At 61.6% G+C, this 16,256-nt stretch carries 17 protein-coding genes; 8 read left to right on the top strand and 9 right to left on the bottom strand.

All coding sequences use genetic code 11. The annotated features are described in order from the left end of the window. The first annotated feature begins 16 nt into the window (after nt 1–16). Nucleotides 17–229, top strand: a complete 213-nt coding sequence (locus H663_RS32895) for a DUF4287 domain-containing protein (RefSeq protein WP_053171907.1) — start codon at nt 17–19, stop codon at nt 227–229. Nucleotides 230–292: 63 nt separating this feature from the next. Further along, nucleotides 293–772, top strand: a complete 480-nt coding sequence (locus H663_RS32890) for a pyridoxamine 5'-phosphate oxidase family protein (RefSeq protein WP_240620523.1) — start codon at nt 293–295, stop codon at nt 770–772. A gap of 62 nt (nt 773–834) precedes the next feature. Here the strand turns inward: H663_RS32890 and H663_RS32885 are convergent, their stop codons facing one another. From H663_RS32885 to H663_RS32860, 6 genes are all read right to left on the bottom strand, one after another. Next, on the bottom strand, nt 835–1,572 hold the full coding sequence (locus H663_RS32885; RefSeq protein WP_053171911.1) for a lysophospholipid acyltransferase family protein: 738 nt from the start codon (nt 1,570–1,572) through the stop codon (nt 835–837). Between the two features lie 593 nt (nt 1,573–2,165). Continuing rightward, nucleotides 2,166–3,464, bottom strand: a complete 1,299-nt coding sequence (locus tag H663_RS32880) for a dihydroorotase (RefSeq protein ID WP_053171913.1) — start codon at nt 3,462–3,464, stop codon at nt 2,166–2,168. A 10-nt stretch (nt 3,465–3,474) separates the two neighbouring features. Further along, nucleotides 3,475–4,440 carry an aspartate carbamoyltransferase catalytic subunit gene (locus H663_RS32875; RefSeq protein WP_053171915.1) on the bottom strand — a complete coding sequence of 322 codons (966 nt, stop codon included), beginning with the start codon at nt 4,438–4,440 and terminating at the stop codon, nt 3,475–3,477. A gap of 33 nt (nt 4,441–4,473) precedes the next feature. Next, nucleotides 4,474–4,983 carry a bifunctional pyr operon transcriptional regulator/uracil phosphoribosyltransferase PyrR gene (gene pyrR / locus H663_RS32870; protein ID WP_053171916.1) on the bottom strand — a complete coding sequence of 170 codons (510 nt, stop codon included), beginning with the start codon at nt 4,981–4,983 and terminating at the stop codon, nt 4,474–4,476. Continuing rightward, complete coding sequence (ruvX, locus tag H663_RS32865) at nt 4,980–5,408, bottom strand: Holliday junction resolvase RuvX (protein WP_053171918.1); 429 nt, start codon at nt 5,406–5,408, stop codon at nt 4,980–4,982. The genes pyrR and ruvX overlap by 4 nt, the downstream gene beginning before the upstream one ends. Next, the gene (locus H663_RS32860; protein ID WP_053171920.1) at nt 5,405–6,007 is read right to left on the bottom strand and encodes a YqgE/AlgH family protein; all 603 of its coding nucleotides are present in this window, start codon (nt 6,005–6,007) and stop codon (nt 5,405–5,407) included. The genes ruvX and H663_RS32860 overlap by 4 nt, the downstream gene beginning before the upstream one ends. Before the next feature lie 74 nt (nt 6,008–6,081). Between H663_RS32860 and H663_RS32855 the strand changes: the two genes are divergently transcribed. Further along, nucleotides 6,082–7,557 (top strand): cryptochrome/photolyase family protein, encoded by a 1,476-nt coding sequence (locus H663_RS32855; RefSeq protein WP_053171922.1) that lies wholly within the window; start codon nt 6,082–6,084, stop codon nt 7,555–7,557. A gap of 568 nt (nt 7,558–8,125) precedes the next feature. Here H663_RS32855 and H663_RS32850 read toward each other — a convergent pair. Continuing rightward, nucleotides 8,126–8,296, bottom strand: a complete 171-nt coding sequence (locus H663_RS32850) for a rubredoxin (RefSeq protein WP_019427587.1) — start codon at nt 8,294–8,296, stop codon at nt 8,126–8,128. Between the two features lie 104 nt (nt 8,297–8,400). On the opposite strand from H663_RS32850, the gene thiD reads away from it, so the two are divergent. The 3 genes from thiD to H663_RS32835 all read left to right on the top strand — a co-directional run bounded on the left by thiD (nt 8,401) and on the right by H663_RS32835 (nt 11,250). After that, nucleotides 8,401–9,342 carry a bifunctional hydroxymethylpyrimidine kinase/phosphomethylpyrimidine kinase gene (gene thiD / locus H663_RS32845; protein ID WP_053171924.1) on the top strand — a complete coding sequence of 314 codons (942 nt, stop codon included), beginning with the start codon at nt 8,401–8,403 and terminating at the stop codon, nt 9,340–9,342. A 17-nt stretch (nt 9,343–9,359) separates the two neighbouring features. Then, a complete protein-coding gene (gene hemL / locus H663_RS32840; protein WP_053171926.1) occupies nt 9,360–10,655 on the top strand; it encodes a glutamate-1-semialdehyde 2,1-aminomutase in 1,296 nt (431 codons plus the stop codon). Between the two features lie 88 nt (nt 10,656–10,743). Then, nucleotides 10,744–11,250 carry a hypothetical protein gene (locus H663_RS32835; protein ID WP_053171929.1) on the top strand — a complete coding sequence of 169 codons (507 nt, stop codon included), beginning with the start codon at nt 10,744–10,746 and terminating at the stop codon, nt 11,248–11,250. Here H663_RS32835 and H663_RS32830 read toward each other — a convergent pair. Then, the gene (locus tag H663_RS32830; protein WP_053171931.1) at nt 11,235–11,747 is read right to left on the bottom strand and encodes a TA system VapC family ribonuclease toxin; all 513 of its coding nucleotides are present in this window, start codon (nt 11,745–11,747) and stop codon (nt 11,235–11,237) included. The genes H663_RS32835 and H663_RS32830 overlap by 16 nt on opposite strands. Next, a complete protein-coding gene (locus H663_RS32825) occupies nt 11,713–11,997 on the bottom strand; it encodes a hypothetical protein (RefSeq protein WP_053171932.1) in 285 nt (94 codons plus the stop codon). The genes H663_RS32830 and H663_RS32825 overlap by 35 nt, the downstream gene beginning before the upstream one ends. Before the next feature lie 150 nt (nt 11,998–12,147). Between H663_RS32825 and H663_RS32820 the strand changes: the two genes are divergently transcribed. Continuing rightward, nucleotides 12,148–12,480, top strand: coding sequence for a DUF6172 family protein (locus H663_RS32820; RefSeq protein ID WP_053171934.1), 333 nt, complete (start codon nt 12,148–12,150; stop codon nt 12,478–12,480). Between the two features lie 67 nt (nt 12,481–12,547). Next, on the top strand, nt 12,548–16,216 hold the full coding sequence (locus H663_RS32815) for a class I SAM-dependent DNA methyltransferase (protein ID WP_053171936.1): 3,669 nt from the start codon (nt 12,548–12,550) through the stop codon (nt 16,214–16,216). Nucleotides 16,217–16,256: the final 40 nt, after the last annotated feature.

Raw genomic sequence — 16,256 nt, 5'->3', positions numbered from 1 at the left:
CGAGGACACACGCCCCATGATCGCTCCCGAAAAACCCAAAGGCCCCGCATCGTATTTCCCGTCCATTGAGAAAAAGTACGGTCAGCCCATCACGCATTGGCTGGATTTTCTCCCATCGTGCGAGGGGATGAAACACATGGAAATGGTGGCTTGGCTCAAGACCGATCACGGCATGGGCCACGGGCACGCCAATGCCATCGTGGCTTATTGGATGGCTTCGCACAAATGATGGAGCGTGCATGCAAGGCAAGTCGATGATTCATGCCGGGCTATTGAAGCGTTGATGTCCATGATGAATGAATCTGTCCGTGAAGCTGCGCGCCGCAGCGTGCTGTGTTGGTTGGCCACGGTGGATGCCGATGGTCAACCCAATGTTTCCCCCAAAGAAGTTTGGGCCATCGCTGACGACGCGCATGTGGTGGTCGCCCACATCGCTTCGCCCGTGAGTGCGCGCAACATCGCGCAGCAGCCGCAGGTGTGTGTGAGCTTTGTCGATGTGTTTGTGCAAAAGGGCTTCAAGCTCAAGGGCGCAGCGCATGAGGTACTTGCCGATGACCCCGCTTTCACCCGCTGGGCCGCGCCACTGCTGGCCATGGTGGGGCAGCGTTTTGCCATTCAGAGTGTGCTGGTCATTCGCGTCACGTCAGTGGCCACCATCGTGGCACCCAGCTATCGCTTCTATCCCGACGAAACGACCCATGCTTCGCAAACAGCTTCCGCCATGCGGATGTATGGTGTGCAACCGGCGAAAAACCTTGGGCCTGAAAAGTAAGTCGGTGGCTTGTGCCCCGATCACTGCGGGTCGGCACGCTTGGTGAGGCGCAAATTTTGCAATCAGGCGTCGCGCAAAAGGATGATGGTTTGCCTGAGGTCGTGCGCCCAGGCGCGGCGATCGCGGCCATTGGCGTGTTGGGGGTCGCCAAAATGCACCACGGCGACGATGGGCGGGGCCGTGAGGGTGCGCCACATGGAGCCGATCAGGGTGTCGTCACCGATGTAGCAGGGCGCAAAACTGGGCTCGCCCGTGCGGGCATCCACAAACTGGAGTGACATCGGCTGCACCGGGGCCTCGGCCAGGATGGCCGCTTGGATCAGGTTGGCGTGAAACGGCAGCAGTTCGCGCCCGTCACTGGTGGTGCCTTCTGGAAAGACAGCGATCACATCGCCATCTTTCATGGCATCGGCCATGTCCTTGACCATGCGCAGGGCATCTTTGCGGCTGGTGCGCTCAATGTAGAGCGTGCCTGCACCTGTGGCCAGGGTGCCCACGAGGGGCCAGGCGCGTATGTCGGACTTGGAGACAAAACGGCAATGCCGCGCCGCGTGAATGACCGAAATGTCCAGCCATGAGATGTGGTTGGCCACGATCAGCGCCGGACCTGTGAGCACCGGCTGACCCAGCACCCGCAGATGGATGCCCCACAGCGCCAGTAATTGCAGTGCCCAGGCTTGTACACGCGCTTCGCGTTGCTCGATGCTCAGTTGGGGAAAGCGGACGTAAATCATCCACATGCCCACCAGCACATGCCACAGGCCACGCAGAAGTTTCCAAAGGGCTCGCAGTGTTGTCATGGAAATGATCTGATCAAACAGCACGCCTGTTCAGGCATGGATTGCCGCGCTTCGCTCGCAATGACGATATGGTGAACTGGAAGCTCGCCATGAAGATCTGGTGAAAAGTGAGCTTGCCTTGAAGACCCTCGTCACTGCGAGGAGCTTGCGAAGTGGCAGTCCAGTTGCTGCGCTTGCACATGCCCGGTAGCCTGAACAAACACAAGTAACTGGATGGCCACGCAGCGTTCGCCCTGACGAGGTGCTGATCTCCGAAACCCTGCCTTGAAGACCCTCGTCACTGCGAGGAGCATGCGACGTGGCAGTCCAGTTGCTGTGCTTGCTCATGCCCGGTCTCCTTAACAAACACATGTGACTGGATGGCCGCGCAGCGCTCGCCTTGACGATCTGATGATATGTAAGCATGCCTTGACGACCCCCGTCACTGCGAGGAGCTTGCGACGTGGCAGTCCAGTTGCTGCAATTGCTCATGCGCGGTAGCCTTAACAAATACATGTGACAGGATGGCCACGCAGCGTTCGCCGTGACGATAGGATGATTGGCCATCTTCTTGTCTGTCATCGCGAGGAGCGCAGCAACGTGGCGATCCAGACTCAAGCCGCAGCCTGAAATGCCACATGCCCACCCACTACCGTGGCCAGCACGCGACCGGGTAACTCGTAGCCCGAAAACGGTGTGCTCTTGCCCTGGCTGCGTAGCGCATTTGCCGTCACTGGCCAATGGTCCTGATCGGACAGCACACAGACATCGGCCACACCGCCCACGGCCAATTGACCGATGGAATCTTGCAAGGTGCCGAGCGACGCGCCCAGCACACGGGCCGGAGATGATGTGATGCGCGAGAGCACTTGCGGCAACGCCACGCCCGATTCCTGGCCCCATTTGAGCGCCAGGCTCCAAAGCAGTTCGAGACCCGTGGCACCTGGCTCGGATTCGGCAAACGGCAGGGCCTTGGCGTCGGCGTCGACCGGGGTGTGGTCGGACACCAATACATCCAGCGTGCCGTCGGCCAGGCCTGCACGCAGCGCATCGCGGTCGCGCTGCTGGCGCAGCACGGGCACCAGGCGCGCACGGCTGTCGAAGTAGCCCATGTCGGCATCGGTCAGGTGCAGCGAGTTGATGCTCACATCGGCGGTGACGGGCAAGCCCTCGGCTTTGGCCTGGCGCAACAGGGCCACGCCCGCTGCACTGCTGATGCGGCACAGGTGCACACGCGCTTGCGTGGACCGGACCAATTCAAAAATTGTGTGCAAAGCGATCGTCTCGGCAGCCACCGACACGCCGGACAAGCCCATGCGCGTGGCCAGAGGGCCGCTGGCGGCCACACCTTTACCCAGGTGCAACTCCTGCGGGCGCAGCCACACTGCGTAGCCAAAGGTGCTGGCGTATTGCAGCGCGCGTTGCAGCACTTGGGTGCTGGGGATCGGCACCTCGGCCTGGCTGAAGCCCACGCAGCCTGCAACCGTGAGCTGGCTCATCTCGGTCAGTACATCGCCCTTCAGGCCCACGGTGAGCGCGCCCAGCGGCAGCACGCGGGCCTGGTGCAGTTTTTCAGCGCGGTAGCGCAGCATTTCGACCAGGCCGGGCTCGTCCAGCACCGGCTCGGTGTCGGGCGGACACACCAGGCTGGTCACGCCACCGGCCACAGCCGCGGCCATCTCGCTCTCGAGCATGCCCGCGTGTTCCTGCCCGGGCTCGCGCAGGCGCGCCGCCAGGTCGACCAGACCGGGGGCCACGATGCAGCCTTTGGCGTTGATCACGCGATTGGGGTTGAAGTCGGCGGGGGCTTGGCCCATGGCCACAATGCGACCGGCTGCGATCGCCACATCGGCGGTCTGGTCAAAGCCGCTGGCGGGGTCGATGACGCGGCCGTTCTGAATCAGGATCTTCATGTTCTTGTCCTTATGCCTCGTTGCCCGCGACGATGCTCATCACCGCCATGCGCACGGCGATGCCGAAGGTCACCTGCGGCAAGATCACGCTTTGCTGGCCGTCGACCACGGCGGAGTCGATCTCGACCCCCCGGTTGATCGGCCCCGGGTGCATGACGATGGCATCGGGCTTGGCCAGTTGGAGTTTTTCGGGCGTGAGGCCAAAGCTCTCGAAGTACTCCTGGCTGGAGGGCAGCAGCGCGCCGCTCATGCGCTCATTTTGCAGGCGCAGCATGATGACCACGTCGCAGCCCTTGATGCCGTCTTTGAGGTTATTGAACACGCGCACGCCCATCTGGGCCATGTCGGCGGGCACCAGCGTTTTGGGGCCGACCACACGCACTTCGGCGCAGCCGAGCGTGGTGAGCGCGTGGATGTCCGAGCGGGCCACACGCGAGTGCAGCACATCGCCCACGATGGCCACGGTGAGGTTGGAAAAATCTTTCTTGTAGTGCCGGATGGTGTACATGTCCAGCAGCGCTTGCGTGGGGTGGGCGTGGCGCCCGTCACCGGCGTTGACCACATGCACATGGGGCGCCACATGCTGGGCGATTAGGTAGGGCGCCCCCGATTCGCTGTGGCGTACCACAAAGATGTCGGCGGCCATGGCGCTCAGGTTGGCGATGGTGTCGAGCAGCGATTCGCCCTTGGCAGCAGACGAGCGGGCAATGTCCAGCGTGTAAACATCGGCCGACAGACGTGTGGCTGCGATGTCGAAGGTGGTGCGGGTGCGGGTGCTGTTTTCAAAAAACAGGTTGAACACGCTCTTGCCGCGTAAGAGGGGCACCTTTTTGACTTCGCGTTCTTGAACGCTGACAAAGCCCTGCGCCGTGTCGAGGATGTGGGTCAGGATGTCCTTGGACAGGCCTTCGGTGGAGAGCAGATGGATCAGCTCGCCGTTTTTGTTGAGTTGGGGGTTGTTGCGTTTGTAGAGCATGTTGTGTTCACCTCGTGGCCTGTGGTTGCGCCCTCAAGAAAGCGGGGTTTTGTTCTCCACGTCAAAACTGAAGCGACCCTCTGCGTCGCGGGCCAGGGCCAGCGATTGCGTCTCGGGCAGGGCCACACGGGCGGCGGCGTAATCGGCATGCACGGGCAGCTGACGGCCACCCCGGTCCACCAGCACGGCCAGCTGCACGCGGGCGGGCCGGCCGTAATCAAAGAGTTCGTTGAGCACGGCGCGGATGGTGCGACCGGTGTAGAGCACGTCGTCAAGGATCAGGATGTCAGCGCCGTCGACCTCGAAGGGCAGGGTGGTCTGGCCACCGGCCGAAAGGCCGCGCTGGGCAAAGTCGTCGCGGTGCATGACGGAAGACACCTGGCCCGCTTCACCGGCCAGGCCCAGGTCACGTTGCAGGCGCTGGGCCAGCCAGGCACCGCCCGAAGTGATGCCCACCAGGCGGGTGTCGGCCTGACACAGGCTGCGCACGCCGCCCAGCAGTTCCTGGTACAGGGCCTCGGCGTTGAGAGCGAGGGCACTCATGGGAGGCTCCTTAAAAATTGTTCAAGAATGATGGCCGCTGCCGCCGCATCAGCGTCTTTTGCACCGAGGGAGTGGGCTTCGGTGGTGGTGTAACGCTCGTCCACCTCGTAGACCGTCAAGCCAAAGCGGCCGCGCAGTTGGCGGCCGAACTTGCGGGCGCGCAGGGTGTTCTCGTGCTCGCCCCCATCTGGGTGGGTGGGCACGCCGATCACCAGCGCGTCGGGCTGCCACTCTTTGATGCGTTCAGCGATCTTGGCAAACCGGGCATCGCCCTCGGCCGCAATCGTGCCTTGCGGCGTGGCACTCTTCATCAATCGGTTGCCCACGGCCACGCCGGTGCGCTTGAGGCCGTAATCGAAGGCCAAAAAGGTTTGCAGGTGGGCGGGCACCACCATGTCGGAAGGAGCGCTGGGCACCGCGCTCATGCGTGGCCCGCCTCGGGCGAGAGCATCCAGCTTTTGAGGCCCAGCAGGTCCAGAGCCCGGTCGTAGCGTTCGGCCATGGGCACGTCAAAAATCACATCGGCGGACGCGGGCACCGTCAGCCAGGTGTTTTCGCCCAGCTCGGATTCGAGCTGGCCTTCCCCCCAGGACGAGTAACCCAAAGTGATCAATACCCGGCGCGGGCCTGCCCCGGAAGACAAGGCTTCGAGCACGTCACGGGATGTGGTCATCTCCAGCCCGCCCGGCACCGTCAGGGTGGAGGCGTAAATAGAACCACCATCATCTTGGGGCTTGTCCATGCGCAGCGGGTCATGCAGCACAAAACCGCGCTCGGTCTGCACCGGGCCGCCCTGTGATACAGGGTTTTGCATCAGGTCTTCGCGGCGCAAGGGCAGTTCCACCTTGTCAAACAGCAGGCGCATGCTGATGTCGGCGGGTTTGTTGATGATCAGGCCCATGGCACCGCGTGGGCTGTGTTCACACATGTAGATGACGCTGCGGGCAAAAGTCTCGTCCTCCAACCCGGGCATGGCGATCAGGAAATGATGTTTGAGGTCAATCGAGGCAGAATCAGCGGTCATGCATCGATTTTAACGGCCCACCTTCCTCGGAGCAGGGCTTGTGCGCACTTATTCACCCAACCCGGCGAACTGTCATGCAAACCACTTTCTCCAGCGGCCTGGTGTGGCTGCGTCGCGATTTGCGCGTGACCGACCATGCGGCGCTTTACCACGCACTGAAGCACTGCCAAAAGGTGCATGTGGTGTTTGTATTTGACACCGCCATCCTGGACAAATTGCCCCGGGCCGACCGGCGGGTGGAATTCATCCGCGATTCACTGGTACAGGTGGACGAGCGTTTGCGTGCGCTGGCCGGACACCCGCAGGCTGGCCTGATCGTGCGGCATGGCGTTGCGCAGGACAAGATCGCCAAACTGGCCCACCACCTGCAGGTGCAAGCGGTGTTTGCCAACCACGATGACGAGCCGCAAGCGCTGGCGCGTGACATCCAGGTGCGCGGGCACCTGGCTGACCATGGCATCGTGCTGCACACCTTCAAGGACCATGTGATTTTTGAGCGCAACGAGGTGCTGACCCAGGTGGGCAAGCCTTTTGCGGTGTTCACGCCCTACAAAAATGCCTGGCTCAAGAAGATCACGCCGTTTGACCTGAAGGCCTATCCGGTCGAGAAGTACGCCCAGCACTTGGCCCCGCGCCCGGATGACCTGGCACAGCCGGTGCCCGCGCTGCAAGACATCGACTTTGAAAACACCAACTTGCACGCGCTGAAGATTCCGCCCGGTGAATCGGGCGGGCAGACGCTCTTGCAGGACTTTTTGACCCGGATTGACCACTACGAAGACACGCGCAATTTTCCGGCCGTCAAAGGCCCCAGCTACTTGAGCGTGCATTTGCGCTTTGGCACCGTGTCGATTCGCCAACTGGCCCGCGAGGCCCATGCCCGCCTGCTGGCAGGCAGCCCCGGAGCAGCGGTGTGGCTGTCCGAGCTGATCTGGCGCGACTTTTATGTGCAGGTGCTGCACAACTTTTCACATGTGGGGCGCGGCCAGAGCTTCAAGCCCGAATACGACAGCATCAAATGGGAGCACGGCACCCACGCCCATAAATTGTTTGACGCCTGGTGCCAGGCCCGCACCGGCTACCCGCTGGTGGACGCTGCCATGCGCCAGCTCAACCAGACGGGCTACATGCACAACCGCCTGCGCATGGTGGTGGCGAGTTTTCTGGTCAAGGATCTGGGCATCGACTGGCGTTGGGGCGAGCGCTACTTTGCCGAGCATTTGAATGACTTTGACTTGTCGGCCAACAACGGCGGCTGGCAGTGGGCCAGTTCCAGCGGCTGTGATGCGCAGCCTTACTTTCGCATCTTCAACCCCATCAGCCAAAGCGAAAAGTTTGACCCCGAGGGCAAGTTCATCCGCCGTTATGTGCCCGAATTGGCGGCGCTGCCCACCGCCGCGCTGCACGCGCCTTGGCTGGCCAAGCCCATGGAGTTGCAAACCGCCGAGGTGGTGATTGGCAAAACCTACCCGGCCCCCATCGTGGAACACGCCGATGCCCGCGAAAAAACGCTGGCACGCTATGTGGTGGTCAAGAAAAAAGCCGCATGATCGATCGGGTGGGACGTGGCAATGCAGCTGCTGAGCTTGTTCAAACACTGGATCGCCGCGCTTCGCTCGCGATGACGGATGGCAGTCATCGCGAGGAGCAACCTTGAGACGGAAGAGCAGTCGCTGACTATTCCCGTCATTGCAAGGAGCAACCTTTAGCCGGAAGAGCAGTCGCTGACTATTGTCGTCATTGCGAGGAGCTTGCGACGTGGCAATCCAGCTACAGCGCTTGTTCACCTACTGCATCGCCGCGCTTCGCTCGCGATGACGGATGGCAGTCATCGCGAGGAGTAACCTTTAGCCGGACGTGCAGTCGCTGACTATTGTCGTCATTGCGAGGAGCTTGCGACGTGGCAATCCTGCTGCAGCGCTTGTTCACACACTGGATCGCCGCGCTTCGCTCGCGATGACGGATGGCAGTCATTGCGAGGAGCAACCTTGAGCCGGAAGAGCAGTCGCTGACTATTGCCGTCATTGCGAGGAGCTTGCGACGTGGCAATCCAGCTTCTGAGCTTGTTCACCTACTGGATCACCGCCCTTGACACGCGATGACGCCATACCTGTGCGATCAGATCGCGACCATCTCGAAGTCTTCTTTGCGGGCTGCACACTCTGGGCAGGTCCAGTTCATGGGCACGTCTTCCCACTTGGTGCCAGGTGCAATGCCGTGTTCGGGGTCGCCTTCGGCTTCGTCGTAAATCCAGCCGCAAATCAGGCACATCCAAGTTTTGTGTTCCATCACAGTGTCGCAATCAGAGAGTCGAATAGAATGATTTGATTGTATCGGGCCGCGCTGCGTGCCCGGCTGAAGACCCTCTGAAGCCCATCCCGCCATCCGCTGCCATGACCGATCACAACTCCCCATTTCCCGACAACGACGAGTCTGAGTTGGAGGAATCTGCCGGTTTGGCCTGCATTTTGTCGTTCAACGCCAACGACCCCAGCGGCGCGGGTGGATTGACCAGTGATGCCACCGCCATGGCATCGGTCGGCGCGCACTGCCTGCCCATCTGCACGGGCGCTTATGTACGTGACACCTCCAGCATCACCGACTTCTATCCCCTGGATGAAGAGGCCGTGCACGACCAGGCCCGTGCAGTCGCTGAAGACATGCCGGTGCAGGTCATCAAAGTGGGTTTTGCGGGCACCCCCGAAAACCTGGCCACCATTGCCGAGCTGGCCGATGACTACGACGGCGTGCCCGTGGTGGCGTACATGCCTAATCTGTCATGGTGGGAAGAAGACAAGATCGACGCCTATCTGGACGCTTTTCGCGAATTGCTGCTTCCTCAAACCAGCGTGCTGGTGGGCCACCACAGCACGCTGCGCCGTTGGCTGCTGCCCGAATGGACCGGTGAGCGCAATCCTGGTCCGCGTGACATCGCCAAGGCTGCGGCTGAACTGGGTGTGCCCTACACCTTGGTCACGGGCATGCCCCTGCCCGAGCAGTACATCGACAATGTGCTGGCCTCACCCGAGACGGTGCTGGGTCATGAAAAATTTGAACGCATTGAGGCCATTTTTGTGGGTGCGGGCGACACGCTCACTGCCGCGCTGGCTGCTTTGCTGGCCACGGGCATGGACTTGCCCGAAGCCACCAGCGAAGCCCTGCACTACCTGGACCGCTGCCTGGATGAAGGCTTTCGGCCCGGCATGGGGCAGGTCATTCCTGATCGCTTGTTTTGGGCACTGCCCGACGACGAAGAAGGCGCGTCAGACGACGACGCCGATGCGCATCCTGGTGCCGATTACTTTGAAGTGCCATTTAACGAAACCAAACACTGAAGCCGGAGACAAAAACAATGACCGACCGCAACCAAACCCTTTTTGACCGCGCCGCCCAGGTGATCCCCGGGGGCGTGAACTCGCCTGTGCGAGCTTTCCGTGCCGTGGGTGGCACGCCCCGCTTTGTGCAGCGCGCCCAAGGCGCATATTTTTGGGACGCCAACGGCCAGAAATACATTGACTACATCGGCTCCTGGGGCCCCATGATCCTGGGCCACGGCCACCCTGCCGTGCTCGAAGCCGTGCAAAAGGCCGCTCTGGACGGCTTCTCGTTTGGCGCCCCGACCGAACGCGAGATCGAACTGGCCGAAGAAATCCTCAAGCATGTACCGTCCATGGAAATGGTGCGCTTGGTCAGCTCGGGCACCGAAGCGGGCATGAGCGCGCTGCGCCTGGCACGCGGTGCCACCGGCCGCAACAAGTTCATCAAGTTCGAAGGCTGCTACCACGGCCATGCCGACGCGCTGCTGGTCAAAGCCGGTTCGGGCCTGGCCACCTTTGGCAACCCCACCAGCGCCGGTGTGCCGCCCGAAGTGGTGCGCGACACGCTGGTGCTCGAATACAACAACATCACTGCGCTGGAAGAAGCCTTTGCACTGCACGGCAAGGAACTGGCCTGCGTGATGATCGAACCCATCGCGGGCAACATGAACTTTGTGCGCGCCAGCGTGCCTTTCATGACGCGCTGCCGCGAGCTGTGCACCGAGCACGGCGCACTGCTGGTGTTTGATGAAGTCATGTCCGGCTTCCGCGTGGCCCTGGGCAGCGCGCAAAGCGTGTACGCCAAAGCCATTCCCGGCTTCAAGCCCGACATGACGGTGCTGGGCAAAGTGATTGGCGGCGGCATGCCGCTGGCGGCCTTTGGCGGCCCGCGCGAGATCATGTCCAAATTAGCCCCCACCGGCCCGGTGTACCAAGCGGGCACACTCAGCGGCAACCCCGTGGCCACCGCCTGCGGCCTGACCACACTGCGCGAGATCGCCAAGCCCGGTTTTTGGGATGCGCTCAGCGCCCGTACGCAAAGCCTGGTTGACGGACTGACGGGCGCAGCCGCTGCGGCGGGCGTGCCTTTCAGCGCAGATTGCCAAGGCGGCATGTTCGGCTTTTTCTTGCTGCCGGAGCTGCCGCAGAACTACGCCAAGGTCATGACCAGCGACAGCCCCAAATTCAACAAGCTGTTCCACGGCCTGCTGGACGGCGGTGTGTACATTGCGCCCGCCTTGTATGAAGCCGGTTTTGTGAGCGCTGCTCACACCGAAGCTGACATCGCCGAAACGGTTCGCGTGGCGGGCGAAGTGTTCAAAACCCTCTGACTTTGTGGGAGCCCACCCTGTGGGCGATGGGCGTGGCACACGCCCCAAAAACATCGCCCGCAGCTTGGGCTTCCACGGAAAGATACCTATGAAATTGCCAGTTCCAGCTGATTTGGTCTTGGGCTCTTCCCTCAAAGCCGTCAGCTTGGCTTTGCTGTGCACATTAGGTGGCCCAGCAAAAGCTGAGTTCGATGCCAGCCGCCTGTGGGTGAATGCCGGGTTTTATTCTGCGCACTTTGACACTGACAAAGGACTTCGCAACGCCAATCCTGGGCTGGGCTTGGAGTACACACTGGACGAACGTTGGAGCCTCACGGCTGGGCGCTTCATCAACAGCAACGACAGGAACTCCAGTTATGTTGGGGCTTACTACCAACCCTGGCAACTCGGCCCCCTGAAACTGGGGGTGGTTGGCGGCGCGTTCAACGGCTATCCCAATGCCTTCAACGGCGGCTGGTTTCCGGCACTCATTCCCACCGCCACTTACGAAAGTGGTCATTGGGGTCTGAACGTGGCCCTGGTGCCGCCGCTCAAAGACCGACTGTATGGCGCGCTGAGCTTTCAGCTCAAATTCCGGTTTCAGTCGGGACTCTGACCCGTCAACACCAAGCAGCGCTCCAGCCCGAAGCGCTCAAAGTCACGGTCAAATGTGACCATGCGCAGGCCTGAACTTTGGGCTGTAGCCGCCAGGCACAAGTCGGTCCACAAACGAATGGGCTGAGTCTCTGCGCGACGCCCCAGAAGCTGCTCGATCGCGTCATCCAAACCCGGGGGATCGGCCAGCAAACCCACTGCAGGTGTGTCCAGCCATTGGCGGTACAAGGCCATGGCCTGGGATAAATTCAAGACATTGGGACCCATTGCGCGCGGCTGAGACAGCACCCGCACCAAACCCATCATGGTGGTACGACAAAACCACAAAGGCGTGTTGGCTTCACATGCCGATTGCCAATAGCGCATGGCCGCAGCGTGAAACGGGTGCGCGGCGCTGCACAAACCTAGCCACACGTTTACATCGAGCAAATCGCCCGGTGCCAAGCGCCAGTTGGCCGAGGCCTCAGCGACGCCCCAAGAGCTGGATGGTTCGCTCATCGTCTTCCTCGTTGATCAACGCATACAGATCGGCATTGGTCATCTGGCTCACCGGCAGGGCCATGGGGCCTTGACTTGGAATCACCGGGGGGCGCGCCAGAAACCGTTTTTGCGGGTCCACCACCTCGCGGGCGGTCAAACCCCTCTCCACCAGCTCAATGACCAGATCGCGCAGGGTCCGACCCTCTTGGGCGGCCCGGGTTTTGAGGTGCTTGAACAGCGCATCAGGAAAATCAAGTGAAGTTCGCATGTTTGCATTTTTGCATGAATGCATCAAAACATGCAATGGCGCTTCACTGTCTGCCCGTGCGCCAGCCCAAAGCTGGCCCAGCAAACCGGCGATAATCCGCCCCTGCATTCACGTCCAGACCGGGCGCTTGCCCACCCCTCAGGACACCCCATGAAAAAGAACTTCCCCCTGCAAGCCGAAGGCAAGCACCCTGACCGCGTGCTTGAAGCCGTCAAACACGAGATCCGCAAATACTTCAAGCGCGAGCGCAGCCGTGACGTGCCCAAGGGCGTGGACTTTTGGGACTTTGACTGCAAAGTGGGCCTGAACGCCGACACCGCCGAAGTGGTGCGCGTGGGTGCCGTGATCGAAGCCGTAGACGCCGCCGCCAAAACCGGTGCCACCTCGGTGTATGTGGAGATTTTGAGCAAGCACGGTGTGCGCGTGCTCAAGGCGCAGGAGTCGGGTGGTGAAGACCGCTTGGGTGACCACAGCGAGTCTTGATCATCATCGGGCAAACGCCTAGGACTGAATACCAAATAGTGAAAATCAAGGCTCTATGATCCCGTCCATGGATCAAAGCCTCACCCCTTGCGAAAAAACCGAAAAATTCATCCAACGCTGGCAAATCAGCACAGCCAGCGAACGTGCCACATCGCAAAGCTTCATCATTGAACTGTGCGAATTGCTGGACGTGGCCAGACCCCACGCCACAGCAGACCGGGACTACATGTTCGAACGCGCTTTGAAAGAAGCGCATGCCGACGGCCATGAATCAGACCGGTACGTGGACTGCTACAAACGTGGCCACTTCATTCTCGAAGCCAAAAAAGTCAATATCGGCAGCCACACCAAAAGCTACAGCAACACCCTGATGGGCGCGCATGCCCAAGCGCAAAACTACGCCCGTGCCTTGCCCGCCGACGAAGGCCGACCGCCCATCATCCTGGTGGTCGATGTGGGTCAGGTCATCCAACTGTTTGCCGAGTTCAGCCGCACGGGCGGCAACTACATTCCCTATCCCGACCCGCGCAGCCACCAGATCAAGCTGCAAGACCTGCGCGACGAGAAAATTCGCCAGCGTCTGCACCTGGTCTGGACCGACCCCATGGCGCTGGACCCCAGCCGCGCCAACGCCAAAGTCACCCGCGAAGTGGCCAGCGTGCTGGCCAGTGTGGCCAAAAGCCTGGAGGCCGACCGCAACCCACCGCACCAAGTGGGCGCTTTCCTCACGCGCTGCCTGTTCAGCATGTTTGCCGAAGACGTGGGCCTGCTGCCCGCCAGCGACAAGGTTGAAGGCAAGAGCGAAGGCAAAGGTGCCTTCACCGAACTGCTGCAAACCCACCGCGCCCACCCGGCCACGCTGCAACGCATGCTGCAAGCCCTGTGGGCCGACATGGACCGGGGCGGATTCAGTGTCGCTGTTCAAAAAGAAGTCCTCAAGTTCAACGGCAAACTGTTCAAAGCCTCGCAATCCGAAGGCTACGCCCTGCTGCTCAGCGCCAGCCAGATCGACAGCCTGCTCACGGCCGCCAAAGCCAACTGGACCGAAGTCGAGCCCGCCATTTTTGGCACCTTGCTCGAACGCGCCCTGGACCCGGACGAACGCCACGCCCTGGGCGCGCATTTCACGCCCCGCGCCTATGTGGACAGGCTGGTCATCCCCACCGTCATCGACCCCTTGCGTGCTGAATGGAGCGACACCCAAGCCGCCACCATGGTCCTGATGGGCGAGCACGATGCGCTCAATGCCGAGGCCGACCAACTGACCGACGCCTTGGCCGACAAACAAAAAACCCAGCGAGAAGGAAAAGCCAAGGTCCAAAACGAGCTGAACGCCATCGACAAACTGCGTGCCAACGCCCGCGCCAAAAAACGCGAAGCCATCCAGACCGTCAAAGCCTTTCACCACCGACTGTGCACCGTGCTCGTGCTGGACCCAGCCTGTGGGAGTGGCAATTTTTTGTACGTGACGCTGGAGCACCTCAAACGCCTGGAAGGCGAAGTGCTCAACCTGCTCGAATCGCTGGACGCGGGCCAAAACAGCCTCAACCTCGAGGGCGAAACCGTCAGCCTGCAGCAACTGCTGGGCATTGAGCTCAACAGCCGCGCCGCCGCTCTGGCCGAGCTGGTGCTGTGGATCGGCTACCTGCAGTGGCAAGCCCGCACCGTGGGCGTGGGCAACATCGCCGAGCCGGTGGTGCACGACTACGGCAACATCCAAAACCGCGACGCCGTGCTGGCCTATGACAGCACCGAGCCCCAAACAGATGAAGCAGGCCGCATCGTCACCCGCTGGGACGGCAAGACCTTCAAGCCCCACCCCGTGACCGGCCTGAACGTACCCGACGAATCCTCGCAAGTGGTGCAAGAGCGCTACATCAACCCACGCAAAGCGCAGTGGCCCCAGGCGCATTTCATTGTGGGCAACCCGCCCTTCATTGGGGCCAGCACCATGCGCGCCGCACTGGGTGACGGCTATGTGGACGCGCTGCGCAGCAGCTGGCCCGAAGTGCCCGAAAGCGCCGACTTGGTCATGTACTGGTGGCACCAAGCCGCGCTGACCGTGAGTGCTGAACAGGCCCAACGCTTTGGCTTCATCACCACCAACAGCATCAAACAAACCTTCAACCGCCGCGTGATGCAGGCCGCGTTGGACAAGCCAGAAAAGCCTCTGTCACTGGTCTTTGCCGTGGCCGACCACCCCTGGGTGGACGGCGCCAACGGCGCGGCCGTGCGCATCGCCATGACCGCCGCGCAGGCGGGCGAGCACACCGGCCGCTTGCTCACGGTGCAAAGCGAAACCCCGCAAGACGACGGCGAAGTGGCCGTGACCCTGAGCGAAGCCCAAGGCCTGCTGCACGCGGATTTGCGCATTGGGGCCAATGTGGCGGCGGCCAAAGCGCTGCGGGCCAACCTGGGTTTGAGCAACCGTGGCGTTCAGTTGTTTGGCGCGGGCTTCATCGTCACTCGCGAAGAAGCGACTCATCTGGGCCTGGGCACAGTGCCCGGACTGGAACTACACATCCGCGAATACCGCAACGGCCGCGACCTGACCGCCAGCCCACGCGATGTGATGGTGATTGACTTGTTTGGGCTGGGTGCCGACGAGGTGCGTCAAAAGTTTCCTGCTGTTTACCAATGGCTGGTGGAGCGCGTCAAACCCGAACGCGATGCGAAAGGCAGCACCAAAGACGGTGCAGGCTACGCCAAACTCTGGTGGTTGCATGGGAAGCCGCGCCAAGAAATGCGCAAGCAAATGCATGGCCTGCCGCGCTACATCGCCACAGTTGAAACCACGAAACACCGCGTCTTTCAATTCCTCCATGACACCGTTTTGCCGGACAACAAGCTGGTGGCCATTGCGCTGCAAGATGGACTGCAAATGGGCGTGTTGTCGAGCAGTCTGCACACGTCATGGGCGCTGTCCGCAGGCAGCTGGTTAGGCGTTGGCAACGACCCGGTTTACGTTAAAACCCGTTGCTTCGAAACCTTCCCCTTCCCCGCCGAAGACACCGGCCTCACACCCGCGCTGACCGAGCGCATCCGCCAGCTGGCCGAACAACTCGACGCACACCGCAAAACCCAACAAGCCGCGCACCCCGACCTGACCTTAACCGGCATGTACAACGTGTTGGAAAAATTGCGCGGCGACCAAGCCCTGGGCGCCAAAGACAAAACCATGCACGAGCAAGGCCTAGTGAGCGTGCTGCGCACCCTGCACGACGAACTCGACGCCGCTGTGCTGCAAGCCTATGGCTGGAGCAACCTCGGCCCTGTGCCGCACCACGACGCCGCCGCCCACGCCGCCTGGACCGACGCGCTGCTGCTGCGCCTGGTGGACCTGAACACCCGCCGAGCCGCCGAAGAAGCCACCGGCACCATCCGCTGGTTGCGCCCGGACTACCAAAACCCGGCCAAACCCGCCCAAACAGCCGCACTCGAACAAACCACAATGGACCTGCCCAGCGCCGAAACGCCGGACAGCACAGAAGAAGCCGACGCCCCCACCAGCACCGCCAAGCCACTCGCCCAACACCCCTGGCCCGCCACCCTGCCCGAACAAATCAAGGCCGTCGCCGACATCCTCAGCGCCGCCCCTTCAGCACTCGACCTGGACGCCCTTGCCGCCCACTTCAAAGGCCGAGGCCGCTTGCGCGAACGCCTGCATGTCATTCTGGACACGCTGGTGGCGATTGGGCGGGTGCAATCATTGAATGGAAAATGGCGGGGGGTGTAAGTGCACCGCTCAATAGGTCACCACACTTGGAGAAACTGCA

The sequence above is a fragment of the Limnohabitans planktonicus II-D5 genome (genome assembly GCF_001270065.2).
GTDB lineage: Bacteria > Pseudomonadota > Gammaproteobacteria > Burkholderiales > Burkholderiaceae_C > Limnohabitans_A > Limnohabitans_A planktonicus.
The sequence above is the reverse complement of the archived record's forward strand: the minus strand, read 5'-3'. Positions and strand labels throughout refer to the sequence as shown.

Coding starts and splice junctions, on each gene's coding strand:
- H663_RS32895 (WP_053171907.1), top strand. CDS start 17: ATGATCGCTCCCGAAAAACCCAAAGGCCCCGCATCGTATTTCCCGTCC.
- H663_RS32890 (WP_240620523.1), top strand. CDS start 293: ATGAATGAATCTGTCCGTGAAGCTGCGCGCCGCAGCGTGCTGTGTTGG.
- H663_RS32885 (WP_053171911.1), bottom strand. CDS start 1,572: ATGACAACACTGCGAGCCCTTTGGAAACTTCTGCGTGGCCTGTGGCAT.
- H663_RS32880 (WP_053171913.1), bottom strand. CDS start 3,464: ATGAAGATCCTGATTCAGAACGGCCGCGTCATCGACCCCGCCAGCGGC.
- H663_RS32875 (WP_053171915.1), bottom strand. CDS start 4,440: ATGCTCTACAAACGCAACAACCCCCAACTCAACAAAAACGGCGAGCTG.
- pyrR (WP_053171916.1), bottom strand. CDS start 4,983: ATGAGTGCCCTCGCTCTCAACGCCGAGGCCCTGTACCAGGAACTGCTG.
- ruvX (WP_053171918.1), bottom strand. CDS start 5,408: ATGAGCGCGGTGCCCAGCGCTCCTTCCGACATGGTGGTGCCCGCCCAC.
- H663_RS32860 (WP_053171920.1), bottom strand. CDS start 6,007: ATGACCGCTGATTCTGCCTCGATTGACCTCAAACATCATTTCCTGATC.
- H663_RS32855 (WP_053171922.1), top strand. CDS start 6,082: ATGCAAACCACTTTCTCCAGCGGCCTGGTGTGGCTGCGTCGCGATTTG.
- H663_RS32850 (WP_019427587.1), bottom strand. CDS start 8,296: ATGGAACACAAAACTTGGATGTGCCTGATTTGCGGCTGGATTTACGAC.
- thiD (WP_053171924.1), top strand. CDS start 8,401: ATGACCGATCACAACTCCCCATTTCCCGACAACGACGAGTCTGAGTTG.
- hemL (WP_053171926.1), top strand. CDS start 9,360: ATGACCGACCGCAACCAAACCCTTTTTGACCGCGCCGCCCAGGTGATC.
- H663_RS32835 (WP_053171929.1), top strand. CDS start 10,744: ATGAAATTGCCAGTTCCAGCTGATTTGGTCTTGGGCTCTTCCCTCAAA.
- H663_RS32830 (WP_053171931.1), bottom strand. CDS start 11,747: ATGAGCGAACCATCCAGCTCTTGGGGCGTCGCTGAGGCCTCGGCCAAC.
- H663_RS32825 (WP_053171932.1), bottom strand. CDS start 11,997: ATGCGAACTTCACTTGATTTTCCTGATGCGCTGTTCAAGCACCTCAAA.
- H663_RS32820 (WP_053171934.1), top strand. CDS start 12,148: ATGAAAAAGAACTTCCCCCTGCAAGCCGAAGGCAAGCACCCTGACCGC.
- H663_RS32815 (WP_053171936.1), top strand. CDS start 12,548: ATGGATCAAAGCCTCACCCCTTGCGAAAAAACCGAAAAATTCATCCAA.